Origin of the sequence: Escherichia sp. 93.0816, from assembly GCF_013368855.2 — a bacterium.
Classification (GTDB): Bacteria; Pseudomonadota; Gammaproteobacteria; order Enterobacterales; family Enterobacteriaceae; genus Escherichia; species Escherichia ruysiae.
In genome coordinates, this window is record NZ_JABWNC020000008.1 from 96,593 (window position 1) to 118,255 (window position 21,663).

Sequence of the window (21,663 nt, forward strand, 5' to 3'; positions counted from 1 at the left end):
GCGTAAATGGTTATCATGATACTGGGTTTTCAGTTAGCGCCTTCGCAGGCTGGCTGCTGGATTTGTCCCGCAGCGTAAAGACCGAAATAAGCGTGAAGCAACCGGCAATAGCCCCCAGGATGAGATAGGTTTCAGCAAAGCCAATGGTGTCATACAGATAGCCGGCAATGGGTGAATAGATTGCCGTGGCGATGGATGCCACAAAAAGCACCAGCAGGTAGACCGTCGAAGAGAGTTTGTGATCAAAGTTAGCCGCGATAAATTTAAACACAGACACCAGGATCAGTGGTTTTTCGATGGCATGCATCATTTTAACGGCCGCAATCCACACCGGTCCCAGTTGGATAGCAGAACCGGCAATGCGTAACGACATAATGGTTCCGGCAATCACTAATGCCCATTTTGCGCCAGTGCGGTTAACAAACCACGGCATCAGACAGAGAAATAGGGTTTCTCCGCAGACCTGGACAGAAGCCAGAATCCCGTACCAGCGATTGCCTTCTTCTGGCGTCGGAAATTGCAGCGAAAAATATTGTGCGAACTGTTGATCGTAGGTGTCATAAATTTGCGTTACGAACAGAGTGAACATCAATAAAAACCAGAACTGACTATTTTTCGCCAGTTCAAGCGCATGGATAGCTTTCAGCGAATTGGTTTTTTCAATTTCCGCCTCGGTCAGTTCGATTTTGGTAAACATAAAGCAGATTGCGGCGACCACAATGGCACAGCTTGCCAGCCAGAAAGAGAGATTAGGGCTGGTATCGATGTATTTACCCACAATCCACGCGGCGGCGGCCCATCCCAGAGAGCCCCACATTCTTACGCGACCATATTCAAAATGATAACGACGCGAAACTTTATCTATCCAGGAATCCAGAACGCCACAGCCAGAATTAAAAATGATCCCCAGGTAAACGCCACCCAAAACAGCACCCAGCCAGAAGTTATGAACCAGAAGCGGGGCGTATACATAAATAAAGAATGGGCCTACGGGAAGTAATAATGCGACGAGGATCCAGATGAGTTGTTTCTTAAGACCAAATTTATCGGAGATGAAACCGAAGAACGGTTGCATTAATAACGCAATGAAAGCATTAACGGAATAAAGTAATCCTGTGCGTGTGGCGGTAATTTCCAGATGCTGTGTCGTCCATATGACAAAAAATGCCATCGTTGCCGACCAGGCAAAGAGGTACAGGAAATCGAAAATACTGAGCAAAATATAATTACGTTTACCGGGCAATAACATAGCCATATCCTCAATCACTGGCGTTGGGTCATTTACCGTTGGCACAGGCATTCGCTGTGCTTACTGGTTATTGTTTTGGTATGCATCTCCGGAAAATGTCATACGTTAACAATTTCATTTTTACTCTGACCCTGACTGCGATGATTAGGCAATGTGTTAAATGAATGTTTGCGATTTGCATCACAATTATTGCTGGTAATAAAAAAGATTTAGCGAAATAGATCACTAAATCTTTTTATGAGAACGTATTACTTTTATGCCTTGCGTGTTAGCTCATCCGCCAGTGTACGAAGGTGTTCAGCAATATTCATCAGATCAGTCTGTGGTGAGTGCAGAGGGCCAGCAGAGTTACGCACGACCAGGCGACTGGGAAGGATGGTTGAAGAGCGGAGCATTGCGTGTTCATCGTCCGGCTGTAAAATCTGTTGAACGGCAATTTTCCCTTGTAAATCAAAGTCGATTGCGACGGTCGTTAGCGAAGGTTCAAAAAACGCACTCTCATAGGTGTCGTCATAGCCAATGACAGAAATATCTTGCGGGATTTTACGTTTTTGCTGATGTAAGGCGCTTAACGCCCCCAATGCCATCTGATCATTGGCGATCAGAAGAGCGGTCGCCTGTGGCGTTTCACGTAGCATCTGTAACGTCGCCAGATAGCCGCTTTGAGCGTCCCAACTACCGTAATGAATGGCCAGCGGCGTAAGTTGGAGTGAGGCGAGAGTATCGCGCCAGGTATTGAGTCGTAGCCGCGCCGGTACTGAGTTTTCTGGGCCGGAGATCAGGCAAAATTGACGATGCCCCAAATCGTAAAGATATTTCACGCTGGCGCGTGCACCTTCTGCAGGATTAAAAGTGACGTTAAACACCGGGCTATAAGGGTCCACGTCGAGAAACAGACACAACACATCGCTGTTTTCAGCAACCAGAGTTTCAGCCAATGCCGTTTCCAGCGGTGCGTTGATAATAATCTTTGTTACCCGTTGTGCTTTTAAGTCATTAATTGCAGCCTGAATACCTTTAATATCAACATCATCTATCATGGATATCAGTACCTGATATCCCTGTTCTCCGGCATATTTTTTCACTGCTGCCGCAATTTGCGAGGGGGCATGTAGGGCGAGCGAAGTTGTAACCAGCCCGACCGTTTTGCTCTCTTTCCCTACCAACTGTTGAGCTACGCGATTTGGAACGTATTTAAGTTCGGCAATGGCTTGTTCAATTTTTTGACGTGTTTTGGCAGACACGTTCGCTGAATTGTTAAGCACCCGCGACACTGTCTGATAAGAAACATTGGCATGACGAGCAACATCGGCAAGGGTTGCAGCTTTGGTTTTCATATTCGCCCCGGCTAAAAGATTTGTCACAGTATACCGCAGTGAATGTCATACGTATCACGCTCACCTGTCTCAGTGCCGGTAAGCTGACCCATCGAACCTGTTTGCAGGGAAAAACGCGTACTTGATCACATTCCTGCCGGACATTCCTTGCATAACGAAGCAATTAATTACTAGATGACAGTATTGTGAACGAATAACATTTTTTGTCTGTTTAAAACAATTCAGGAGTCAGCATGGACAAGCACCCACCGATCATTCCCAGAGCCCCATGGTTACTTCATGGTGCTGATTACAATCCGGAGCAATGGTTACATGTCCCCGGGATTCTGGAGAAAGATATCGCCATGATGCAACAGGCTGGTTGTAACACCATGTCGGTGGGTATTTTTAGCTGGTCAATGCTGGAACCCACAGAGGGGGAATATTGCTTTGACTGGCTGGATGAGGTGCTGGATAAACTTCATGCTGGTGGGATCTCTGTCTTCCTCGCAACACCAAGCGGAGCCAAACCCGCCTGGCTTGCTGCACGTTATCCAGAGGTTCTGAGAGTTAGCGCCTCACGCGAGAAAATGCTTCACGGCGGTCGCCATAATCACTGCCTTTCTTCTCCCGTGTATAAAGAGAAAGTGACGCAAATTAACCGTAAGCTGGCGCAGCGATACGCAAATCATCCGGCGGTTCTGGGATGGCATATCAGTAATGAGTATGGCGGAGAGTGTCATTGTAATGGATGCCAACAAGCGTTTCGCCGTTGGTTGCAGACTCGTTACACCACTCTTGAGGCGCTTAATCAGGCATGGTGGACTGGCTTCTGGAGCCATACATACAGTGACTGGTCACAAATTGAATCTCCTTCCCCATTAGGTGAGATGTCTAACCACGGTTTGAATCTTGACTGGCGGCGCTTTGTCACATCGCAGGTAAAAGAGTTCTATCAAATGGAGATCGCGCCGTTAAAAGCAGTACGCCCCGATTTACCAGCGACGACCAATTTTATGTGGTATTTCAATGACTACAACTACTGGGCATTAGCTGAAGTGGTTGATTTTGTGAGTTGGGATAGCTATCCCATGTGGCATAAACAGGAAGATGAACGCGCCGTTGCCTGTAAAACAGCGATGTATCACGACCTGATGCGTACTTTGAAAAATAAACCGTTTATTCTGATGGAATCCACGCCCAGCCAGACAAGCTGGCAGCCAACCAGCAAATTGAAAAAGCCGGGAATGAATATTCTTTCTTCCTTACAGGCCGTCGCTCACGGCGCAGACGGCGTGCATTATTTTCAGTGGCGTAAGAGTCGTGGCGCCGTGGAGAAGTTTCATGGTGCGGTGGTTGATCACGTCGGTCATCTGGAGACGCGTACCGGGCGCGAAGTCATACAACTGGGGCAACGACTGGCACATCTTAAGCAATTGGTCGGAACGAAAACCCAGGCAAAAGTTGCCATTATTTTTGACTGGGAAAACCGCTGGGCGGTCAATGATGCTGCCGGGCCGCGCAATTGCGGTATCCACTACGAGCAAACGGTAGTGGAGCATTACCGACCTTTCTGGGAGCAGGGCGTGGCGGTCGATATTATCAATGCTGATTGTGATCTTACGGGTTATCAGTTAGTTATCGCCCCAATGCTCTATATGGTTCGCGATGGATTTGCTGCTCGTGCTCGCGCCTATGTTGAAGCTGGTGGCAATTTTGTCACCACCTACTGGTCCGGGATTGTCAATGAAACCGATTTATGTCACCTGGGTGGGTTCCCTGGCCCGTTGCGTGATCTGATGGGCGTGTGGGCTGAAGAGATTGATAGCCTTAATGATTATCAGCATAACGAAGTTATCTGCGAGCCGAATGCGTATGGACTGCAGGGGCAATGGCAGGCACGGGAATTATGTGCGGTTATTCACGCTGAAGGTGCACAGGTTCTGGCGCGCTATGGTGAGGATTTTTATGCGGGTACGCCGGCGTTAACGGTAAATCACGTCGGACAAGGTCGAGCTTTCTATGTGGCTTCGCGTAATGATGCGTCATTTCATCAAGCGTTTGCCGCGATGTTGATCAACACACTTCATCTCCCAAAAGCACTTGCTACTGAACTTCCTGCTGGCGTTATTGCAACGCGTCGGACAGACGGCGAGCAGGAATGGGTTTTTGTACAAAATTACACTGCTCATGTACAAAATGTTGTGCTTCCTGGAGCATGGCGAGTGGCGGAAACAGGCAAGGCTTGTTCACAAGCATTAGAACTGGCGCCGTGGGGATGTGAGGTACTGGAAAGAGAAATAATGTAAATTCTTATTAATAAGATGTGAAGTATTGATCCTTGACAGCATTTTGTACAAAAAGTAGCCATACTATTTAATTGCACAAAGGCTGCAAAGAGGAGGATCGAAGTATGTTCGTTGACAGACAGCGAAGCGATCTACTTAACCGGTTGATCGATGCAAGAGTTGACCTCGCCGCATATGTGCAACTGAGGAAGGCCAAAGGATACATGTCCGTCAGCGAAAGCAATCATCTACGAGATAACTTTTTTAAACTGAATCGCGAACTGCACGATAAATCGCTGCGGTTGAATCTTCATCTGGATCAGGAAGAGTGGAGTGCTCTTCATCATGCTGAAGAAGCATTAGCGACAGCCGCAGTATGTTTGATGAGCGGGCATCATGATTGCCCGACTGTTATTACCGTCAACGCCGATAAGCTTGAAAATTGTCTGATGAGCTTAACGCTGAGTATCCAGAGCCTTGAACAGCACACCATGCTTGAGCAGGCCTGAAAACTAAGGGGGAGAAAGCGTCTCCCCCTTCATGTTTAAGTTTTTGTAAAAATGAATTTGTCATCTCCTCCACTGACTACGCTTTAAGCCAGAGTCAATCCGGAGGCGTTATGCATCGACAATCCCTTTTCCTTGTGCCCTTTCTCTGTGTTTCTTCCGCTCTCTGGGCGGCTCCTGCGCCAGTAAATGTCGAAGTCCTGCAAGACAAACTCGATCATCCGTGGGCGCTGGCCTTTTTACCTGATAATCATGGCATGTTAATCACCCTGCGCGGTGGCGAGTTGCGTCACTGGCAAGCAGGAAAAGGATTATCTGCGCCGCTTGCCGGTGTGCCGAACGTCTGGGCGCACGGGCAGGGAGGCTTGCTGGATGTGGCATTAGCGCCTGATTTTGCCCAGTCGCGCCGCATCTGGTTAAGTTATTCCGAAGTTGGCGATGATGGCAAAGCCGGAACTGCCGTGGGTTATGGTCGCTTAAGTGATGATCTCTCAAAAGTGACCGACTTCCGTACCGTTTTTCGCCAGACACCAAAACTTTCTACCGGCAACCATTTTGGCGGGCGGCTGGTCTTCGACGGTAAAGGTTATCTGTTTATTGGTCTGGGAGAAAACAATCAGCGCCCGACAGCGCAGGATCTGGATAAATTGCAGGGTAAATTAGTGCGTCTGACCGACCAGGGCGAGATCCCGGATGATAATCCTTTTGCCAGGGAATCCGGTGCGCGCGTAGAGATCTGGTCTTATGGCATTCGTAACCCGCAAGGGATGGCGATGAACCCGTGGAGTAATGCACTGTGGCTGAATGAACATGGCCCGCGCGGCGGCGATGAAATAAATATCCCGCAAAAAGGCAAAAACTACGGCTGGCCGCTGGCTACCTGGGGCATTAATTACTCAGGTTTTAAAATACCGGAAGCGAAAGGGGAAATCGTCGCCGGAACCGAGCAACCGGTTTTTTACTGGAAAGACTCACCAGCGGTGAGCGGCATGACCTTCTATAACAGCGACAAATTCCCCCAGTGGCAGCAAAAATTATTTATTGGTGCGCTGAAAGATAAAGATGTCATCGTGATGAGCGTCAAAGGTAACAAAGTGACAGAAGATGGTCGTATTTTAACGGACAGAGGGCAGCGAATTCGTGATGTTCGCACTGGACCCGACGGTTATTTATACGTTCTCACCGACGAGTCCAACGGGGAATTACTCAAAGTTAGCCCACGCAATTAGCTAACGGGGATCATCACCACTTTACGCACTGCGGGGCGTTCGGTGAGTTGCTGATACCAGCGTTGCAGATTCGGACGCGGTGTCCAGGTCAGGCCAACGTTAAACAAATTGTAAATAAACGGTGCGATAGCGATATCGCCCACACCAAACTCGTCGCCAGAAAACCATTTTACTTTTGCCAGTTCCGCATCGAGTAGGGCAAACAGGGCATCGCACTCTTTGCAGCTGGCATCAATGGCGGCCTGATCACGTTCTTCCGGTGGCGTTCTGACTAATCCCATCAGGATCCCACGATGGGCATTGCTGAGCGTCTGGTTTGCCCAGTCCATCCACTTTTCGGCTTCTGCGCGACGTGCCGGTGAGTCGATCCACAGACGTTTTTGCCCGTACTGTGCAGCCAGGTAGCGGACAATGGCATTTGATTCCCAAAGAATTAAGTCACTTTCGTCGTCACGCAACAGCGGCACCAGCCCGTTGGGATTCATCGCCAGAAAATCGGCGTCATGGTTTACCCCAAACTCACGCCCCGCCAAAATTTGCTCATAAGGCAGTTCCAGTTCTTCGAGCGTCAGCAACACTTTTTTAACGTTGGTTGAATTATTCCGACCCCACAGCGTAATCATACTCACCCCTTTTCCGACAGGCAGCCACAGGCTGAACAGGACTCCGATGGTGAAGTAAAGTTAACTTTTAAGCAACAGCGAGTAAAAAAATGACGCCAGAAGCAGCGAAGCGGCAGGATATTGCATAAACTTTAAAAACTTTACCAACTTACGGTTTCTTTAAACTTGTGTGTGCGTTATTAATCACCGAACTTATCATACGGCGATATAACGTATTTTTTTTGAATGGATACTCGGGTGGCATTTATGACGCAATACTCCTCTTTCCTTCGTGGTTTTGCAGCGGGTTCTGCATTTTTATTCCTTTTTGCCCCAACGGCATTCGCGGCGGAACAAACCGTTGACGCGCCGAGCGTGGATGCGCGTGCATGGATTTTAATGGATTACGCCAGCGGTAAAGTGCTGGCAGAAGGCAATGCGGATGAGAAACTGGATCCCGCGAGCCTGACCAAAATAATGACCAGCTATGTGGTTGGGCAGGCGCTTAAGGCCGATAAGATCAAACTCACCGATATGGTGACGGTCGGTAAAGATGCCTGGGCGACGGGAAACCCGGCACTGCGCGGTTCGTCGGTGATGTTCCTCAAACCGGGCGATCAGGTTTCGGTGGCAGATTTGAACAAAGGTGTGATTATCCAGTCCGGTAATGACGCCTGTATTGCACTGGCCGATTACGTTGCCGGGAGCCAGGAGTCATTTATTGGTTTGATGAATGGTTATGCCAAAAAACTGGGCCTGACCAACACTACCTTCCAGACTGTGCACGGTCTGGATGCGCCGGGGCAATTCAGTACCGCGCGCGATATGGCATTGCTGGGTAAAGCGTTAATCCACGATGTGCCGGAAGAGTACGCCATTCATAAAGAGAAAGAGTTTACCTTTAACAAAATTCGCCAACCAAACCGTAACCGTCTGCTGTGGAGCAGCAACGTTAACGTTGATGGTATGAAGACCGGAACCACGGCAGGTGCGGGATACAATCTGGTCGCTTCTGCTACTCAGGGTGATATGCGTTTGATCTCCGTGGTGCTGGGGGCAAAAACTGACCGCATCCGTTTTAATGAGTCTGAGAAATTACTGACCTGGGGCTTCCGCTTTTTTGAAACCGTGACGCCAATTAAACCTGATGCCACCTTTGTGACTCAGCGCGTCTGGTTCGGTGATAAGAGCGAAGTGAATCTCGGCGCAGGCGAAGGGGGATCAGTGACCATCCCACGCGGGCAACTGAAAAACCTGAAAGCGAGTTATACGTTAACGGAACCGCAGCTCACCGCGCCGCTGAAAAAAGGTCAGGTTGTCGGCACCATTGATTTCCAGCTTAACGGTAAATCTATTGAACAGCGTCCGCTGATCGTGATGGAAAATGTGGAAGAGGGCGGGTTCTTTGGTCGGATGTGGGACTTCGTGATGATGAAATTCCATCAGTGGTTCGGCAGCTGGTTCTCTTAATCTTCTGATGACCGGATGGCGCGGAAACGTCATCCGGTTATGCGTCATTAATACATCAACTTAATACGCTGCGTCTGCGCATACTTCACATACTCATCTTCCGGACAACAATCGCTCACCACAATATCAAAGCGTTTCAGCTCGCCCATGCGCGCCGGACGTACCTTGCCAAACTTACTGTGGTCGACAACCAGCACGTGCTTTTGTGCCATCGACATCGCCCAGTGTTTTACCGGCAACTCTTCAAGATTAAAACAGGTTGCGCCTTTACTGACATGCACGCCCGCTGCGGAATAAAAAGCGATATCCGGGCAAAAATTATTCAGTGTTTGCTGAAAATCAATGGGCTTGAAAATAGCGTTGCTGGCGTGAAATTCACCACCGCAAAGAAACGCGCGACAATGGGGTTTCTCTTTCAGCGCCAGAAAGGTATTTAGTGAATAACAAATGGCGGTGAAAGGGATTTCATTATCTATCGCTTCAATAATCCACGGCGTGGTGGTGCCGCAGTCAAAAAAGAGGGTCTGATCGGGTTCAACCAGCGTCGCGGCCAGTTTTGCCGCCCGGCGTTTTTCTTCCACCAGGCGGGATTTTTGATCGCTTAACAGGTAATGGCTGGCACTACGCGGTTCCAGAACAATATAGCCGCCGAGTAGTACGACGGGGGCACTGTTATTATTCAAATCACGACGAATCGTCATCTCTGAAACCCCGAGCAGGGCGGCGGCGTCCTTCAGGTGTAACTTATCGCTGCGTTTTAATTCTTGTAATAACTGCCCTATACGCTCTTCGCGACGTGTTTCCATATTCCCTCTGAATAGTTATTGAAGCGAGCCGCCTGATATTACACTTTTTATCCGAAATCAGCCACGCACCCAGCCTTTACGTATCGGTAAGGCGAAACAGAAGCGATACCACAATTGCAGCTTCTGGTAGAGTATAGCCCCCACTGCCTGCCAGATAATCTGGGCGCTAAGGCAACCAATCATTCCTGCCAACAATCCACCGAGCATGTCCAGCGGCCAGTGAACACCGAGATAAACACGTGACCAGGCAATGACCAGCGCCAGCGCCATAAGGATTGTGCCTGACCACAGGCGATGCCAGCATAAAAATGCCAGCGCAAAGGTGAAAATCACCGTACCGTGGTCGCTTGGGAAAGAGTCATCCGCCGCATGATGCAGGAAGTTATAGCCGATATGATCAACAAACGGACGGTCGTGCGGAAATAAGTGCCCCATCGTCCAGGAAACAAACAGGCTGACTGCCAGCGCGATGGCGATTTTTATCACCAGTTGCCGTTGAGCCGTAAATCCCCATAGCCAAAGCACCGTAGCCAGCAGCGGCACTACAGTAATTAAATCTTTGGCAATAAAAATCGCTAACGAAATCATCCATGCGGATGAGTCTGGCGTCGCATTAATAAGAGAGAATAATGAGTAATTCAGATTTTCCAGCATAACTTTCAGACTCAAAAGGTGATTAAAATGGGGAGCCATCAGGCAAGTCGATGAGCATAAAGTGCGTGTTAAACAGGGTAAAGCAGCATCGTCTTATTTCACTTTCGAATTGGCTTACAACAGGGAATAGTAACGCGAAGGAATTAAATAAAGCTTAAAGAAAGAGTAGCTATACCCGGAATAATGTAAGAATGTGCTTAAGCGTGGTTTCACCTACAAAATTTACTTTCTCGTTTGCCGCGCTTTTATTAAACTTTGCGCGATTATTATTGGCGAAGAAATTGCATGCAAAATAGATTAGCTTCCGGTGCCAGACTTGGGCGTCAGGCATTACTTTTCCCCCTCTGTCTGGTGCTCTACGAATTCTCGACCTATATCGGCAATGATATGATTCAACCCGGTATGCTCGCGGTAGTGGAAGAGTATCAGGCGGGTATTGACTGGGTTCCTACTTCGATGACCGCTTACCTGGCGGGCGGGATGTTTTTACAGTGGCTCCTGGGGCCGCTGTCGGATCGTATTGGTCGCCGTCCGGTGATGCTGGCGGGCGTGGTGTGGTTTATCGTCACCTGTCTGGCAATATTACTGGCGCAAAACATTGAACAATTCACGCTACTACGCTTCCTGCAAGGCATAAGTCTTTGTTTCATTGGCGCTGTTGGATACGCCGCGATTCAGGAATCCTTCGAAGAGGCGGTTTGTATCAAGATCACCGCGCTGATGGCGAACGTGGCGCTGATTGCTCCGCTACTCGGTCCGCTGGTGGGCGCCGCGTGGATCCATGTGCTGCCCTGGGAAGGCATGTTTGTGCTGTTTGCTGCATTGGCGGCGATCTCCTTTTTCGGTCTGCAACGCGCTATGCCGGAAACTGCCACGCGTATTGGTGAGAAACTGTCCCTGAAAGAGCTTGGCCATGACTACAAGCTGGTGCTGAAGAACGGTCGCTTTGTTGCCGGAGCACTGGCGCTGGGGTTCGTCAGCCTGCCGCTGCTGGCGTGGATCGCCCAGTCACCGATTATCATCATCACCGGCGAAAAGTTGAGCAGCTATGAATATGGTTTGCTGCAAGTGCCAGTTTTCGGGGCGTTAATTGCGGGTAACTTGCTGTTAGCGCGTTTGACCTCGCGCCGCACCGTTCGTGCATTGATCATTATGGGTGGCTGGCCGATTATGATTGGCCTGCTAGTCGCCGCTGCCGCAACGGTTATCTCATCGCACGCGTATTTATGGATGACCGCCGGATTAAGTATTTATGCTTTCGGTATTGGTCTGGCGAATGCGGGACTGGTGCGATTAACCCTGTTTGCCAGCGATATGAGTAAAGGTACGGTTTCTGCGGCGATGGGGATGTTACAAATGCTGATCTTTACCGTCGGTATTGAAATCAGCAAACATGCCTGGTTGAACGGGGGCAACGGCCTGTTTAATCTCTTTAACCTTGCCAACGGAATTTTGTGGCTGCTGCTGATGTTTATTTTTTTAAAAGATAAACAAACAGGAAATTCAAACGACGGATAAGAAAATGCCTGGTTGCTTTGTACAATCAGGCATTCATGGATTAATGGTGATGGTCGTCGATTTGATGTTCGATAACCATCCCTTCGCCTACGCTGGCAAGATGACGAACATACGGATGTGGGCGGTAAGCCGGAGCTGGAGTAGGCGCCACATAGACAGTTTGCGGCACAGTCGCGACGCTGACCGCTTGTGGAACGCTGACTGAATCGGGGACTACCACCACTTTGTATCCGCTCGGCACATCAACGGTGACACTTTGCGCCATTGCCACACCAGTAAAACTCAACAGAAACGCGCCCAGCAGTACACAATTTTTCATCATCATTTCGCCTGAAATAATCCAGAAGGGGAATTTCCGCGAATTATGCATCCTTCATTCAGGCATTGTGTTGCCGGGCGTGCTGCCGTTTTATTGATTAAATGGCGCTTCGTGCTTAAGAACTTTATCGATCACATCCAGTACGCCTTCACGGTTATTGGAGCCTGCGCGGTATTTCGCCGCAGCTACGACCGCGTTGCCGGCATTTTCCATCGCAAAGCTAAAGCCAGCCTGGCGCAGCATTTCGATATCGTTACCGCCATCGCCAAAGACCACCACTTCACTGTCGTCTATTCCCCATAACTTCTGGAGTTGCCGCAGGCCATTGGCTTTATGTACGCCGGGGATAATCAGATCGATGCTACCGTTGCCGGTATGAACCGGCACCATAATATCGCCAATCGAATCATGTAACTCTTTTTGCACTTGCGGAATCAGTTCATCGGAAAGATTCAGGCCAAACTTAAAGAAGATATCTTCTAAGTTGTCAAAGTTATCGACATATTCCAGACGGTGATAATACATTTCCGCCACCGTTTTCATGGTATCGTCATATTTTTTGAGGGTATAGGCGCTATTTTTTCCGCAGGCAATAATTTCCACTTCCGGGCGCGTCAGTAAATGTTCCACGACAGTGGCAAATGCATCCTTCGACAGCTCGCCATTAAAAACATCTTTGCCTTCGCTCACTACCCAACCACCGTTTTCTGCCACAAAGGCAATTTCATCGGCAATTTCGGGGAAGAAAGAGATCAACTGATAATATTGATTCCCGCTGGCGACCACAAAGCGAATCCCTTGTGCTTTCATTTGCTGATACTGAGCCATAAACCGCTCGCGGTTATAGGTTTTTTGATCGCTTAAGAAAGTACCATCCATGTCTACCGCAATTAATTTAATGCTCATCAACTATTCTCCATCGCCGTCTGCGTTTTGGTATCGGGTTTGGCGACGGCCTTCGCGACAATAGCCGCGAGAATAACCAGCGCCAGTACAACCAGCATTGCACTACGTAATCCATAATGTTCGCCGAGATAGCCCAGCAGCGGCGGTCCGACGAGGAAAGCCAGATAACCGGTTGTTGCTACCACGCTGACGCGGGTCGGCGCATCGGGGCCGGTATCGCTGGCGGCAGAAATGGTCAGCGGGAAGCCCAGCGAGGCACCCAATCCCCAAAGAACAACAGACACCCCAGCGACCCAGGCGCTATCGACAAAAATAATCAGCCCAATACCCAACGCACCCATTAGCGCACTGGCACGAACCACGGCAACGCGACTGTAACGGTCGATGAACCAACCGCCAGTGAAGCGTCCAACGGTCATCCCCAATGTGAAACCGGCATAAATCAGTGAGCCGGAAGTGGGGCTAAAACCGTGACCATCAACCATTAACAAGGGTAACCAGTCGTTGGCAGAACCTTCTGCAAAAGCCATCGCCAGCACCACGACACCAATCAACAGCAACTGGATATCGCGATAAAAAGGTACGCCTTTTTCGCCATGTTGCGTGCCATCGGCGGCATTTTTTCCCGTACCGCTAGGGATTGCCTGAATGGCGATATAAATAGGCGCGATGCCTACCAGTGCCGCCAACAAAATATGCACAGTTGCCGGAACGCCAAAGGCCGTTAGCGCCATCCCAACACCAGCGCCTGCCAGCGTGCCGAGGCTATAAAAGCCGTGCATCATCGGCAAAACCGTTTTATTCATTTCTCGCTCAACGGCGGCACCTTCAACGTTTATAGCAACTTCAGCGGAACCAAAACTGGCTCCAAAGACGCCAAGACCAACGGCAAAGAGCACGGGCGATGTCAGCCAGAGCGCCAGACTTAATATCATCATCCCGATCAACGCGCAGGACATCGTGACCAGGATGACATTACGCGTCCCAAAACGTTTCACTAACCACGCCGAGCAGAGAATTCCGCTCATCGAACCGATCGACAAGCCAAAGAGTACACCGCCCATTTCAGCGATCGAGACAGAAAGAATGTCGCGAATCGCTGGCGTACGGGTTGCCCAGGACGCCATTAACAGGCCTGGCAAAAAGAAGAACATAAACAGCGCCCAGGTTCGGCGTTTCAAGGCATTACGTGAAGAATTTACGGTCATAGATCACGTCAAAAAAAGAAGAGGGAAGACAACCTTAGCAAGGTTGTGTACATTTGTACACAATTGCAAAGAGAGGAAATGACATGCGTCGCGCTAACGATCCGCAACGGCGAGAAAAAATCATCCAGGCTACGCTGGAGGCGGTGAAACTTTACGGAATACATGCCGTTACGCACCGCAAAATCGCTACCCTTGCCGGAGTACCGTTGGGGTCGATGACCTACTATTTTTCAGGAATTGATGAGTTGCTGCTGGAGGCGTTCAGCAGTTTTACAGAGATAATGTCTAAGCAATATCAGGCATTTTTTAGCGATGTTAGTGATGCCTCAGGCGCCTGCCAGGCCATAACCGACATGATCTACAGCTCGCAGGTTGCAACGCCGGATAACATGGAACTGATGTATCAACTTTACGCATTGGCCAGCCGAAAACCGCTATTAAAAACGGTGATGCAAAACTGGATGCAGCGCAGTCAGCAAACGCTCGAACAATGGTTTGAACCCGGAACCGCCCGCGCGCTGGATGCGTTTATTGAAGGGATGACACTGCATTTTGTCACTGACCGTAAGCCGCTATCGCGCGAGGAGATTTTGCAGATGGTGGCGCAATTGGCAGGGCAGGAGATAAATTTCAGGCAACAAAAAACCCATCAACCTTGAACCGAAATGGCGGGGTTGATGGGCTCCACAAAATGGGGACATCAAAGAAAAGCAGTGGCACTAATTAAGACTGATGCCCCGAGGAAAAGTTCTGCGGTTGTACAAAAAAATTTCATTTTTGGGGCAACTTCAGTTTTATCCGAGTCCTGGCCATACCATTACGACGATTGTCCCTGCCAGCGTCAGCAGTACGTTAGCTATTGCATAAGTGCCCGCATAACCTAAGGCCGGGATGTTGCTGCGCGCAGTGTCGCTGATGATCTCCATTGCCGGAGCACAAGTACGTGCGCCCATCATTGCACCGAACAACAGCGCGCGGTTCATGCGCAGCACATAAGCGCCAAACAGGAAGCAAATAACAACGGGCACCAGGCTGACAATTAATCCGGCAATCAACATCTGACCGCCAATCGCACCCAGGCCGTTATTGATGCCACTACCGGCGCTTAAACCCACGCCCGCCATAAATACCATCAAACCGAACTCTTTCACCATGCTTAACGCGCCCTGGGGAATATAGCCGAAGGTCGGGTGGTTCGCTCGCATAAAGCCCAGCATAATACCAGCGAATAACAACCCGGCGGCGTTACCCATGCCGAAGCTGAATGTGCTGAACTGGAAGGTGATCATCCCGATCATCAGACCGATGACAAAGAACGCGCAGAATGCCAGTAGATCGGTAACCTGGCTGTGAATCGAGATAAAGCCGATGCGATCGGCGATGGTTTTCACGCGACGGGCATCGCCGCTCACCTGCAATACATCGCCTTTATTAAGCACCACGTTATCGTCGATCGGCATTTCGATCTGGCTGCGGATGACGCGGTTAAGGAAACAACCGTGATCGGTCAGCTTCAGTTGTGCCAGGCGTTTACCGACAGCGTTATGGTTTTTGACGACCACCTCTTCAGTGACGATACGCATGTCGAGAAGATCTCGATCAAAAACTTCTTTACCGTTACGGAAGCTGGGATCGAGTCGGGCGTGGGCGTCGGGATATCCTACCAACGCTATTTCATCGCCCATCTGTAGCACGGCGTCACCATCCGGATTTGCCAGAATCCCGTTACGACGAATACGTTCAATGTAGCAACCGGTTTGTCGATAAATACCCAGTTCGCGCAAGTTTTTGCCATCGGCCCAGGCGACCAGTTCCGGCCCGACGCGGTAGGCGCGAATGACCGGCAGATAGACTTTACGGCTGGCGTCGGTATCCAGACCTCGTTCACGAGCGATTTGTTGGGCGCTGGTTTGTAAGTCCTGATGCTGCAACTTAGGCAAGTAACGCGCCCCGACAATCAAACTCACCAGGCCAATCAAATAGGTTAATGCATACCCGAGGCTTAAATTATCCAGTGCCGCAGAGAGCTGCCCGCTTTCTATTCCTGAGTGGCGTAAGGTATCGCCCGCACCAACCAAAACCGGTGTTGATGTCATTGAACCAGCCAACATACCGGCCGTCAGGCCGATGTCCCAGCCAAACAACTTACCCAGCCCTAAGGCGATCAGCAGTGCACTACCGACCATTACCAGGGCTAACATTAGGTAATTTTTCCCATCGCGGAAAAAAATGGAAAAAAAGTTGGGTCCGGCTTCGACCCCGACGCAGAAAATAAACAGCATAAAGCCAAGATTAAGCGCGTCGGTGTTAATACTGAAATGTTGTTGACCTAATAACAGTGATACGACTAAAACGCCAATGGAATTACCCAGTTGGATTGAACCAAGTCGTAATTTTCCGAGACATAGTCCAAGCGCGAGGACCACGAATAATAACAGAATGTAATTCCCATTTAACAATTCGGCGACGTTTATATTCACGGAGACTAACTTCTTGTTTACGAGTAAGCTGTTGAAAGAAATGGTAATTTAAGATAATGTTTTTACCTGAATTCAGAGCGCAGATTCATTCAGCGCACTTAATCAATAGTAAAGTAACAATATATTTTACTAGTGTAATCACATTAGATACCAACGGCTATAAGAATTGTGTTGGCCTATATTAGCATGGAATGCGAAGCGGCTTTATCTTACTGAGCGCCACACCGGCGAAAAATGTGTTCGATAGAGGCAGTGTCAGGAGGAACATGTGAAACATAAACAACATTGGGCGGGGGCAATTTGCTGTTTTGTCCTCTTTATTGTGGTGTGCCTTTTTCTGGCGACACATATGAAGGGAGCTTTTCGGGCTGCCGGGCACCCTGAAATCGGCTTACTGTTTTTCATTCTTCCTGGGGCTGTAGCCAGCTTTTTTTCGCGGCGTAGAGAAGTCCTTAAACCACTGTTTGGCGCAATGCTGGCAGCACCGTGTTCTATGTTAATTATGCGTCTGTTTTTTTCACCATCACGCTCATTCTGGCAGGAGCTGGCGTGGTTGTTGAGTGCCGTCTTCTGGTGTGCGCTGGGCGCGTTATGTTTTTTGTTTATTAGTAGCTTGTTCAGGCCACAACACAGAAAAAATCAATAAAGCCCTCAAACAGAGAGGGCTTATCCGGTAATCAGGCGTCAAGATTCTCTTTCACCCAGGCAGCAAAATCGGTATAGCCACCGATGTGTTGCTGATCGACAAAAATCTGCGGTACGGTTTCTACCGGCTTGCCAGCTTTCTGTTGCAGATCCTCTTTAGTGATCCCTTCAGCACGGATATCCACATACTGATAGTGAAAATCATCGTGTTCATTACTTAACTTTTCTGCCAAATCTTTGGCACGCACGCAGTAAGGGCAACCCGGACGACCGAAAATAACGGTTTGCATTGGCTTTCTCCATTTATCTCTCATGTGTGCATGATCACGCCAAATCTTATTCGCTGAAAGTAGGTTTAACCTGTTGCATTGATTGCTTAAAGCTATAACTGTTAAGCACAACGCGGCGAAAGGTTTTAAACTGGCAGCTCACTTTGCAGAGGGAAGTTTATGCGCGCGATCGGTAAATTGCCTAAAAGCGTGTTGATACTGGAATTTATTGGAATGATGTTACTGGCGGTGGCGTTGCTGTCGATAAGTGACAACTTTTCGCTTCCAGCGCCGTTTTCTACGCCAGAAGCGCAAATTCTGATGATTTTTCTCGGTGTTTTGCTCATGCTTCCCGCTGCGGTGGTGGTTATTCTTCAGGTGGCAAAACGGCTGGCCCCGCAACTGATGAATCATCCACCGGAATCTTCACGTTCAGAAAGAGAAAAAGATAATGACGCCAACCATTGAACTTATTTGTGGTCACCGCTCCATTCGCCATTTCACTGATGAACCTATCTCCGCTGAACAGCGTGAGGCGATTATCAACAGCGCCCGCGCGACCTCCAGTTCCAGCTTTTTGCAGTGCAGCAGCATTATTCGCATTACCGATCCCGCATTGCGTGAAGCCCTGGTGCCGCTGACCGGCGGGCAAAAACACGTTGCGCAAGCGGCGGAGTTCTGGGTGTTCTGCGCCGACTTTAACCGTCATTTACAAATCTGCCCGGATGCTCAACTCGGCCTGGCAGAGCAGTTGTTGCTCGGTGTTGTTGATACGGCGATGATGGCACAAAACGCCTTAACCGCAGCGGAATCGTTGGGGTTGGGCGGTGTATATATTGGCGGCCTGCGCAATAACATTGAAGCGGTGACGGAACTGCTGAAATTACCAAAGCATGTTCTGCCGCTGTTTGGCCTGTGTCTCGGCTGGCCTGCGGATAACCCGGATCTCAAGCCGCGTTTACCGGCCTCCATTTTGGTGCATGAAAACAGCTACCAGTCGCTGGATAAAGATGCTCTGGCGCAGTATGACGAGCAACTGGCGGAATATTATCTTACCCGTGGCAGCAATAATCGCCGGGATACCTGGAGCGATCATATTCGCCGGACGATTATCAAAGAAAGCCGTCCTTTTATTCTCGATTATTTGCATAAACAAGGTTGGGCGACGCGCTAAAACCGTTACGGCGATGTATTATACGCGGGCTTTTGACCAGGTCTGACAGAGAGGTGCAGGGTGAAAATTGCCATATTGTCCCGGGATGGAACGCTCTATTCGTGTAAGCGGCTGCGTGAAGCCGCCATACAGCGTGGTCACCTGGTTGAAATTCTCGATCCGCTTTCTTGCTACATGAACATTAATCCTGCGGCGTCTTCCATTCACTATAAAGGCCGCAAACTCCCCCATTTTGACGCGGTGATCCCACGCATTGGCACTGCTATAACCTTTTATGGAACGGCGGCGCTGCGCCAGTTCGAAATGCTGGGGAGTTACCCGCTGAACGAATCGGTCGCGATTGCCCGGGCGCGTGACAAATTGCGTTCCATGCAACTGCTGGCGCGTCAGGGCATTGACCTGCCTGTCACGGGGATTGCGCATTCGCCGGATGATACCAGCGACTTAATCGATATGGTCGGTGGTGCGCCGCTGGTGGTTAAGCTGGTCGAAGGCACGCAGGGAATTGGTGTGGTGCTGGCGGAAACGCGCCAGGCGGCAGAAAGCGTGATTGATGCTTTTCGCGGCCTGAACGCCCATATTCTGGTGCAGGAATATATAAAAGAGGCGCAAGGGTGCGATATCCGCTGTCTGGTCGTCGGTGATGAAGTTGTCGCGGCGATTGAACGGCGGGCGAAAGAGGGCGATTTCCGCTCCAATTTGCATCGTGGCGGCGCAGCAAGCATCGCCAGTATCACGCCGAAAGAGCGTGAAATCGCCATCAAAGCCGCGCGAACAATGGCGCTGGATGTTGCCGGTGTGGATATTCTGCGTGCCAATCGCGGGCCGTTGGTGATGGAGGTGAATGCGTCGCCGGGGCTGGAAGGAATAGAAAAAACCACCGGTATCGACATTGCGGGTAAAATGATCCGCTGGATCGAACGCCACGCCACGGCAGAATATTGCCTGAAAACGGGTGGTTAGTCGCAATTACATTACTGATCATGGTTTTGCCTGCGCTTTTTGCGTAAGCTGTGCCAGTCTTTTTATCGGAAGAGGTTGTACAAAATTATGACATCGCTGGTCGTTCCTGGTCTGGATACGTTGCGTCAATGGCTCGATGACCTGGGGATGAGTTTTTTTGAATGTGATAACTGTCAGGCTTTGCATCTGCCTCATATGCAGAATTTCGACGGTGTCTTTGATGCCAAGATCGACCTGATTGATAACACAATCCTGTTTTCTGCCATGGCGGAAGTCAGGCCTTCAGCCGTGTTGCCGCTGGCGGCGGATTTATCAGCCATCAATGCCAGTTCACTGACCGTGAAAGCATTTCTCGATATGCAGGATGATAATCTGCCAAAGCTGGTGGTTTGCCAGTCTTTATCTGTTATGCAGGGCGTAACCTATGAACAGTTTGCATGGTTTGTACGTCAGAGCGAAGAACAGATTTCGATGGTCATCCTCGAAGCTAATGCCCATCAGCTGCTGTTGCCGACTGACGATGAAGGGCAAAACAACGTTACCGAAAACTATTTCCTTCACTGATAACTCTCTTCGAGCACGCAGTCGCTGCCGCAGTGACTGCGCGTCGTAATATTTCCTGCTGATTTTAACCTTTCATTAAAGATTAATTCACTTCTATTGTGCCGGGTTTGCTTTATCACATAGAGCAAATACGCATAAAAATTTGTTAAATACCGTTTTTTAATTACAGCTATAGTTTCAAACCCTGGCTAAAGTTATTCTTGCGAGGCTTTTATATAGCGAGCAATGCTGGCCGGGAGAGAGTTCTCTTTTCTTGCACCGCGCCGATAAAAAATATGCACGTTTATTGCATATCTTTCAGTGTGACAACTTTTGTTCGTTTGTTAACGAACTTTCAGAAGGAAAGAGATATGACTGCCTTAAATAAAAAATGGCTATCGGGCCTGGTTGCGGGTGCTCTGATGGCCGTCTCTGTCAGCACGCTCGCGGCTGAACAAAAAACACTCCACATCTATAACTGGTCTGATTATATCGCCCCGGATACGGTGGCAAATTTTGAAAAAGAGACCGGTATCAAAGTCGTCTACGATGTTTTTGATTCCAACGAAGTGCTGGAAGGCAAATTAATGGCGGGGAGTACCGGCTTTGATCTCGTTGTGCCGTCAGCCAGCTTTCTTGAACGCCAGTTGACTGCGGGAGTATTCCAGCCGCTGGATAAAAGCAAATTGCCGGAGTGGAAGAATCTCGATCCAGAACTGCTGAAGCTGGTGGCAAAACACGATCCCGACAATAAATTTGCTATGCCCTATATGTGGGCGACGACCGGGATTGGCTATAACGTCGATAAAGTTAAAGCGGTGCTGGGCGAAAACGCGCCCGTCGATAGCTGGGACTTGATCCTCAAGCCTGAAAATCTGGAAAAACTAAAAAGTTGCGGTGTATCTTTCCTCGATGCGCCAGAAGAAGTTTTTGCTACCGTGCTGAATTATCTCGGCAAAGATCCCAACAGCACTAAAGCGGATGATTACACCGGACCGGCTACCGATCTGCTGTTAAAGCTGCGCCCGAATATTCGTTATTTCCATTCATCTCAATACATTAACGACCTGGCAAACGGCGATATTTGTGTCGCTATCGGCTGGGCGGGCGATGTCTGGCAGGCGTCAAACCGCGCGAAGGAAGCGAAGAATGGCGTGAATGTCTCTTTCTCGATTCCGAAAGAAGGGGCGATGGCATTCTTTGATGTATTCGCCATGCCTGCCGATGCCAAAAATAAAGACGAAGCGTATCAGTTTCTGAATTATCTGCTGCGTCCGGATGTAGTGGCACATATCTCCGACCATGTGTTCTATGCCAACGCGAACAAAGCAGCTACGCCGCTGGTGAGCGCGGAAGTGCGTGACAATCCTGGTATTTATCCTCCGGCAGATGTCCGCGCCAAAATGTTCACCCTGCAAGTGCAGGATCCGAAAATTGATCGTGTGCGCACCCGCGCGTGGACCAAAGTGAAGAGCGGAAAATAATCCGCAGCCTTAGATGCCGGACGGGCGCACCACC

Annotated in this window: 22 protein-coding genes; 12 read left to right on the forward strand and 10 right to left on the reverse strand. The window is 49.5% G+C overall.

Translation table 11 applies throughout. The features are described 5' to 3' along the window. Positions 1–13 precede the first annotated feature (13 nt). The gene (locus HEM79_RS11260) at positions 14–1,249 is read right to left on the reverse strand and encodes an oligosaccharide MFS transporter (protein WP_176242835.1); all 1,236 of its coding nucleotides are present in this window, start codon (positions 1,247–1,249) and stop codon (positions 14–16) included. Between the two features lie 254 nt (positions 1,250–1,503). Further along, positions 1,504–2,586 (reverse strand): LacI family DNA-binding transcriptional regulator, encoded by a 1,083-nt coding sequence (locus HEM79_RS11265; protein ID WP_000849772.1) that lies wholly within the window; start codon positions 2,584–2,586, stop codon positions 1,504–1,506. Between the two features lie 233 nt (positions 2,587–2,819). On the opposite strand from HEM79_RS11265, the gene HEM79_RS11270 reads away from it, so the two are divergent. The 3 genes from HEM79_RS11270 to yliI all read left to right on the forward strand — a co-directional run bounded on the left by HEM79_RS11270 (position 2,820) and on the right by yliI (position 6,588). Further along, the gene (locus HEM79_RS11270; RefSeq protein ID WP_176242801.1) at positions 2,820–4,874 is read left to right on the forward strand and encodes a beta-galactosidase; all 2,055 of its coding nucleotides are present in this window, start codon (positions 2,820–2,822) and stop codon (positions 4,872–4,874) included. Positions 4,875–4,978: 104 nt separating this feature from the next. Next, on the forward strand, positions 4,979–5,362 hold the full coding sequence (gene bssR / locus HEM79_RS11275) for a biofilm formation regulator BssR (RefSeq protein ID WP_000497145.1): 384 nt from the start codon (positions 4,979–4,981) through the stop codon (positions 5,360–5,362). Between the two features lie 110 nt (positions 5,363–5,472). Further along, entirely contained in the window at positions 5,473–6,588 is a 1,116-nt protein-coding gene (yliI, locus tag HEM79_RS11280) for an aldose sugar dehydrogenase YliI (RefSeq protein WP_176242802.1), read from the forward strand. Here yliI and gstB read toward each other — a convergent pair. Next, on the reverse strand, positions 6,585–7,211 hold the full coding sequence (gstB, locus tag HEM79_RS11285; protein ID WP_010354318.1) for a glutathione S-transferase GstB: 627 nt from the start codon (positions 7,209–7,211) through the stop codon (positions 6,585–6,587). The two genes, yliI and gstB, sit on opposite strands and share 4 nt — an antisense overlap. Before the next feature lie 246 nt (positions 7,212–7,457). Between gstB and dacC the strand changes: the two genes are divergently transcribed. Beyond that, a complete protein-coding gene (dacC, locus tag HEM79_RS11290; protein WP_176242803.1) occupies positions 7,458–8,660 on the forward strand; it encodes a serine-type D-Ala-D-Ala carboxypeptidase in 1,203 nt (400 codons plus the stop codon). A gap of 47 nt (positions 8,661–8,707) precedes the next feature. Here dacC and deoR read toward each other — a convergent pair whose 3' ends face one another. Together deoR and ybjG are read right to left on the reverse strand one after the other, a co-directional pair. Further along, entirely contained in the window at positions 8,708–9,466 is a 759-nt protein-coding gene (gene deoR / locus HEM79_RS11295) for a DNA-binding transcriptional repressor DeoR (protein ID WP_000450138.1), read from the reverse strand. Between the two features lie 57 nt (positions 9,467–9,523). Beyond that, the gene (ybjG, locus tag HEM79_RS11300; RefSeq protein ID WP_176242804.1) at positions 9,524–10,120 is read right to left on the reverse strand and encodes an undecaprenyl-diphosphate phosphatase; all 597 of its coding nucleotides are present in this window, start codon (positions 10,118–10,120) and stop codon (positions 9,524–9,526) included. A 285-nt stretch (positions 10,121–10,405) separates the two neighbouring features. On the opposite strand from ybjG, the gene mdfA reads away from it, so the two are divergent. After that, on the forward strand, positions 10,406–11,638 hold the full coding sequence (gene mdfA, locus HEM79_RS11305) for a multidrug efflux MFS transporter MdfA (protein WP_010347523.1): 1,233 nt from the start codon (positions 10,406–10,408) through the stop codon (positions 11,636–11,638). 40 nt (positions 11,639–11,678) lie between these two features. Here the strand turns inward: mdfA and ybjH are convergent, their stop codons facing one another. The 3 genes from ybjH to HEM79_RS11320 form a co-directional block, all read right to left on the reverse strand. Beyond that, the gene (gene ybjH / locus HEM79_RS11310) at positions 11,679–11,963 is read right to left on the reverse strand and encodes a protein YbjH (RefSeq protein WP_077629224.1); all 285 of its coding nucleotides are present in this window, start codon (positions 11,961–11,963) and stop codon (positions 11,679–11,681) included. An 84-nt stretch (positions 11,964–12,047) separates the two neighbouring features. Further along, positions 12,048–12,863 carry a 5-amino-6-(5-phospho-D-ribitylamino)uracil phosphatase gene (gene ybjI / locus HEM79_RS11315; RefSeq protein WP_176242805.1) on the reverse strand — a complete coding sequence of 272 codons (816 nt, stop codon included), beginning with the start codon at positions 12,861–12,863 and terminating at the stop codon, positions 12,048–12,050. Continuing rightward, on the reverse strand, positions 12,863–14,071 hold the full coding sequence (locus tag HEM79_RS11320; RefSeq protein WP_176242806.1) for an MFS transporter: 1,209 nt from the start codon (positions 14,069–14,071) through the stop codon (positions 12,863–12,865). Before HEM79_RS11320 ends, ybjI begins: the two co-directional genes overlap by 1 nt. A gap of 83 nt (positions 14,072–14,154) precedes the next feature. Between HEM79_RS11320 and rcdA the strand changes: the two genes are divergently transcribed. Further along, on the forward strand, positions 14,155–14,730 hold the full coding sequence (rcdA, locus tag HEM79_RS11325; protein ID WP_021550510.1) for a DNA-binding transcriptional regulator RcdA: 576 nt from the start codon (positions 14,155–14,157) through the stop codon (positions 14,728–14,730). 135 nt (positions 14,731–14,865) lie between these two features. Here rcdA and HEM79_RS11330 read toward each other — a convergent pair whose 3' ends face one another. Then, positions 14,866–16,551 carry an aspartate:alanine antiporter gene (locus HEM79_RS11330; RefSeq protein WP_176242807.1) on the reverse strand — a complete coding sequence of 562 codons (1,686 nt, stop codon included), beginning with the start codon at positions 16,549–16,551 and terminating at the stop codon, positions 14,866–14,868. Between the two features lie 268 nt (positions 16,552–16,819). Here HEM79_RS11330 and HEM79_RS11335 point away from each other — a divergent pair, with 268 nt between their 5' ends. After that, positions 16,820–17,197, forward strand: a complete 378-nt coding sequence (locus tag HEM79_RS11335) for an inner membrane protein YbjM (RefSeq protein WP_000681103.1) — start codon at positions 16,820–16,822, stop codon at positions 17,195–17,197. Between the two features lie 31 nt (positions 17,198–17,228). Here HEM79_RS11335 and grxA read toward each other — a convergent pair whose 3' ends face one another. After that, positions 17,229–17,486, reverse strand: a complete 258-nt coding sequence (gene grxA / locus HEM79_RS11340; protein WP_001195223.1) for a glutaredoxin 1 — start codon at positions 17,484–17,486, stop codon at positions 17,229–17,231. A gap of 159 nt (positions 17,487–17,645) precedes the next feature. Between grxA and HEM79_RS11345 the strand changes: the two genes are divergently transcribed. The 5 genes from HEM79_RS11345 to potF all read left to right on the forward strand — a co-directional run bounded on the left by HEM79_RS11345 (position 17,646) and on the right by potF (position 21,629). Beyond that, complete coding sequence (locus tag HEM79_RS11345) at positions 17,646–17,933, forward strand: YbjC family protein (RefSeq protein ID WP_176242808.1); 288 nt, start codon at positions 17,646–17,648, stop codon at positions 17,931–17,933. Then, positions 17,917–18,639, forward strand: coding sequence for a nitroreductase NfsA (nfsA, locus tag HEM79_RS11350; protein ID WP_000189119.1), 723 nt, complete (start codon positions 17,917–17,919; stop codon positions 18,637–18,639). The genes HEM79_RS11345 and nfsA overlap by 17 nt, the downstream gene beginning before the upstream one ends. 60 nt (positions 18,640–18,699) lie before the next feature. Next, complete coding sequence (gene rimK, locus HEM79_RS11355) at positions 18,700–19,602, forward strand: 30S ribosomal protein S6--L-glutamate ligase (protein WP_000684316.1); 903 nt, start codon at positions 18,700–18,702, stop codon at positions 19,600–19,602. 87 nt (positions 19,603–19,689) lie between these two features. Beyond that, positions 19,690–20,166, forward strand: coding sequence for a type III secretion system chaperone family protein (locus HEM79_RS11360; RefSeq protein ID WP_000203025.1), 477 nt, complete (start codon positions 19,690–19,692; stop codon positions 20,164–20,166). A 350-nt stretch (positions 20,167–20,516) separates the two neighbouring features. After that, on the forward strand, positions 20,517–21,629 hold the full coding sequence (gene potF / locus HEM79_RS11365) for a spermidine/putrescine ABC transporter substrate-binding protein PotF (RefSeq protein WP_000126096.1): 1,113 nt from the start codon (positions 20,517–20,519) through the stop codon (positions 21,627–21,629). Positions 21,630–21,663 lie beyond the last annotated feature (34 nt).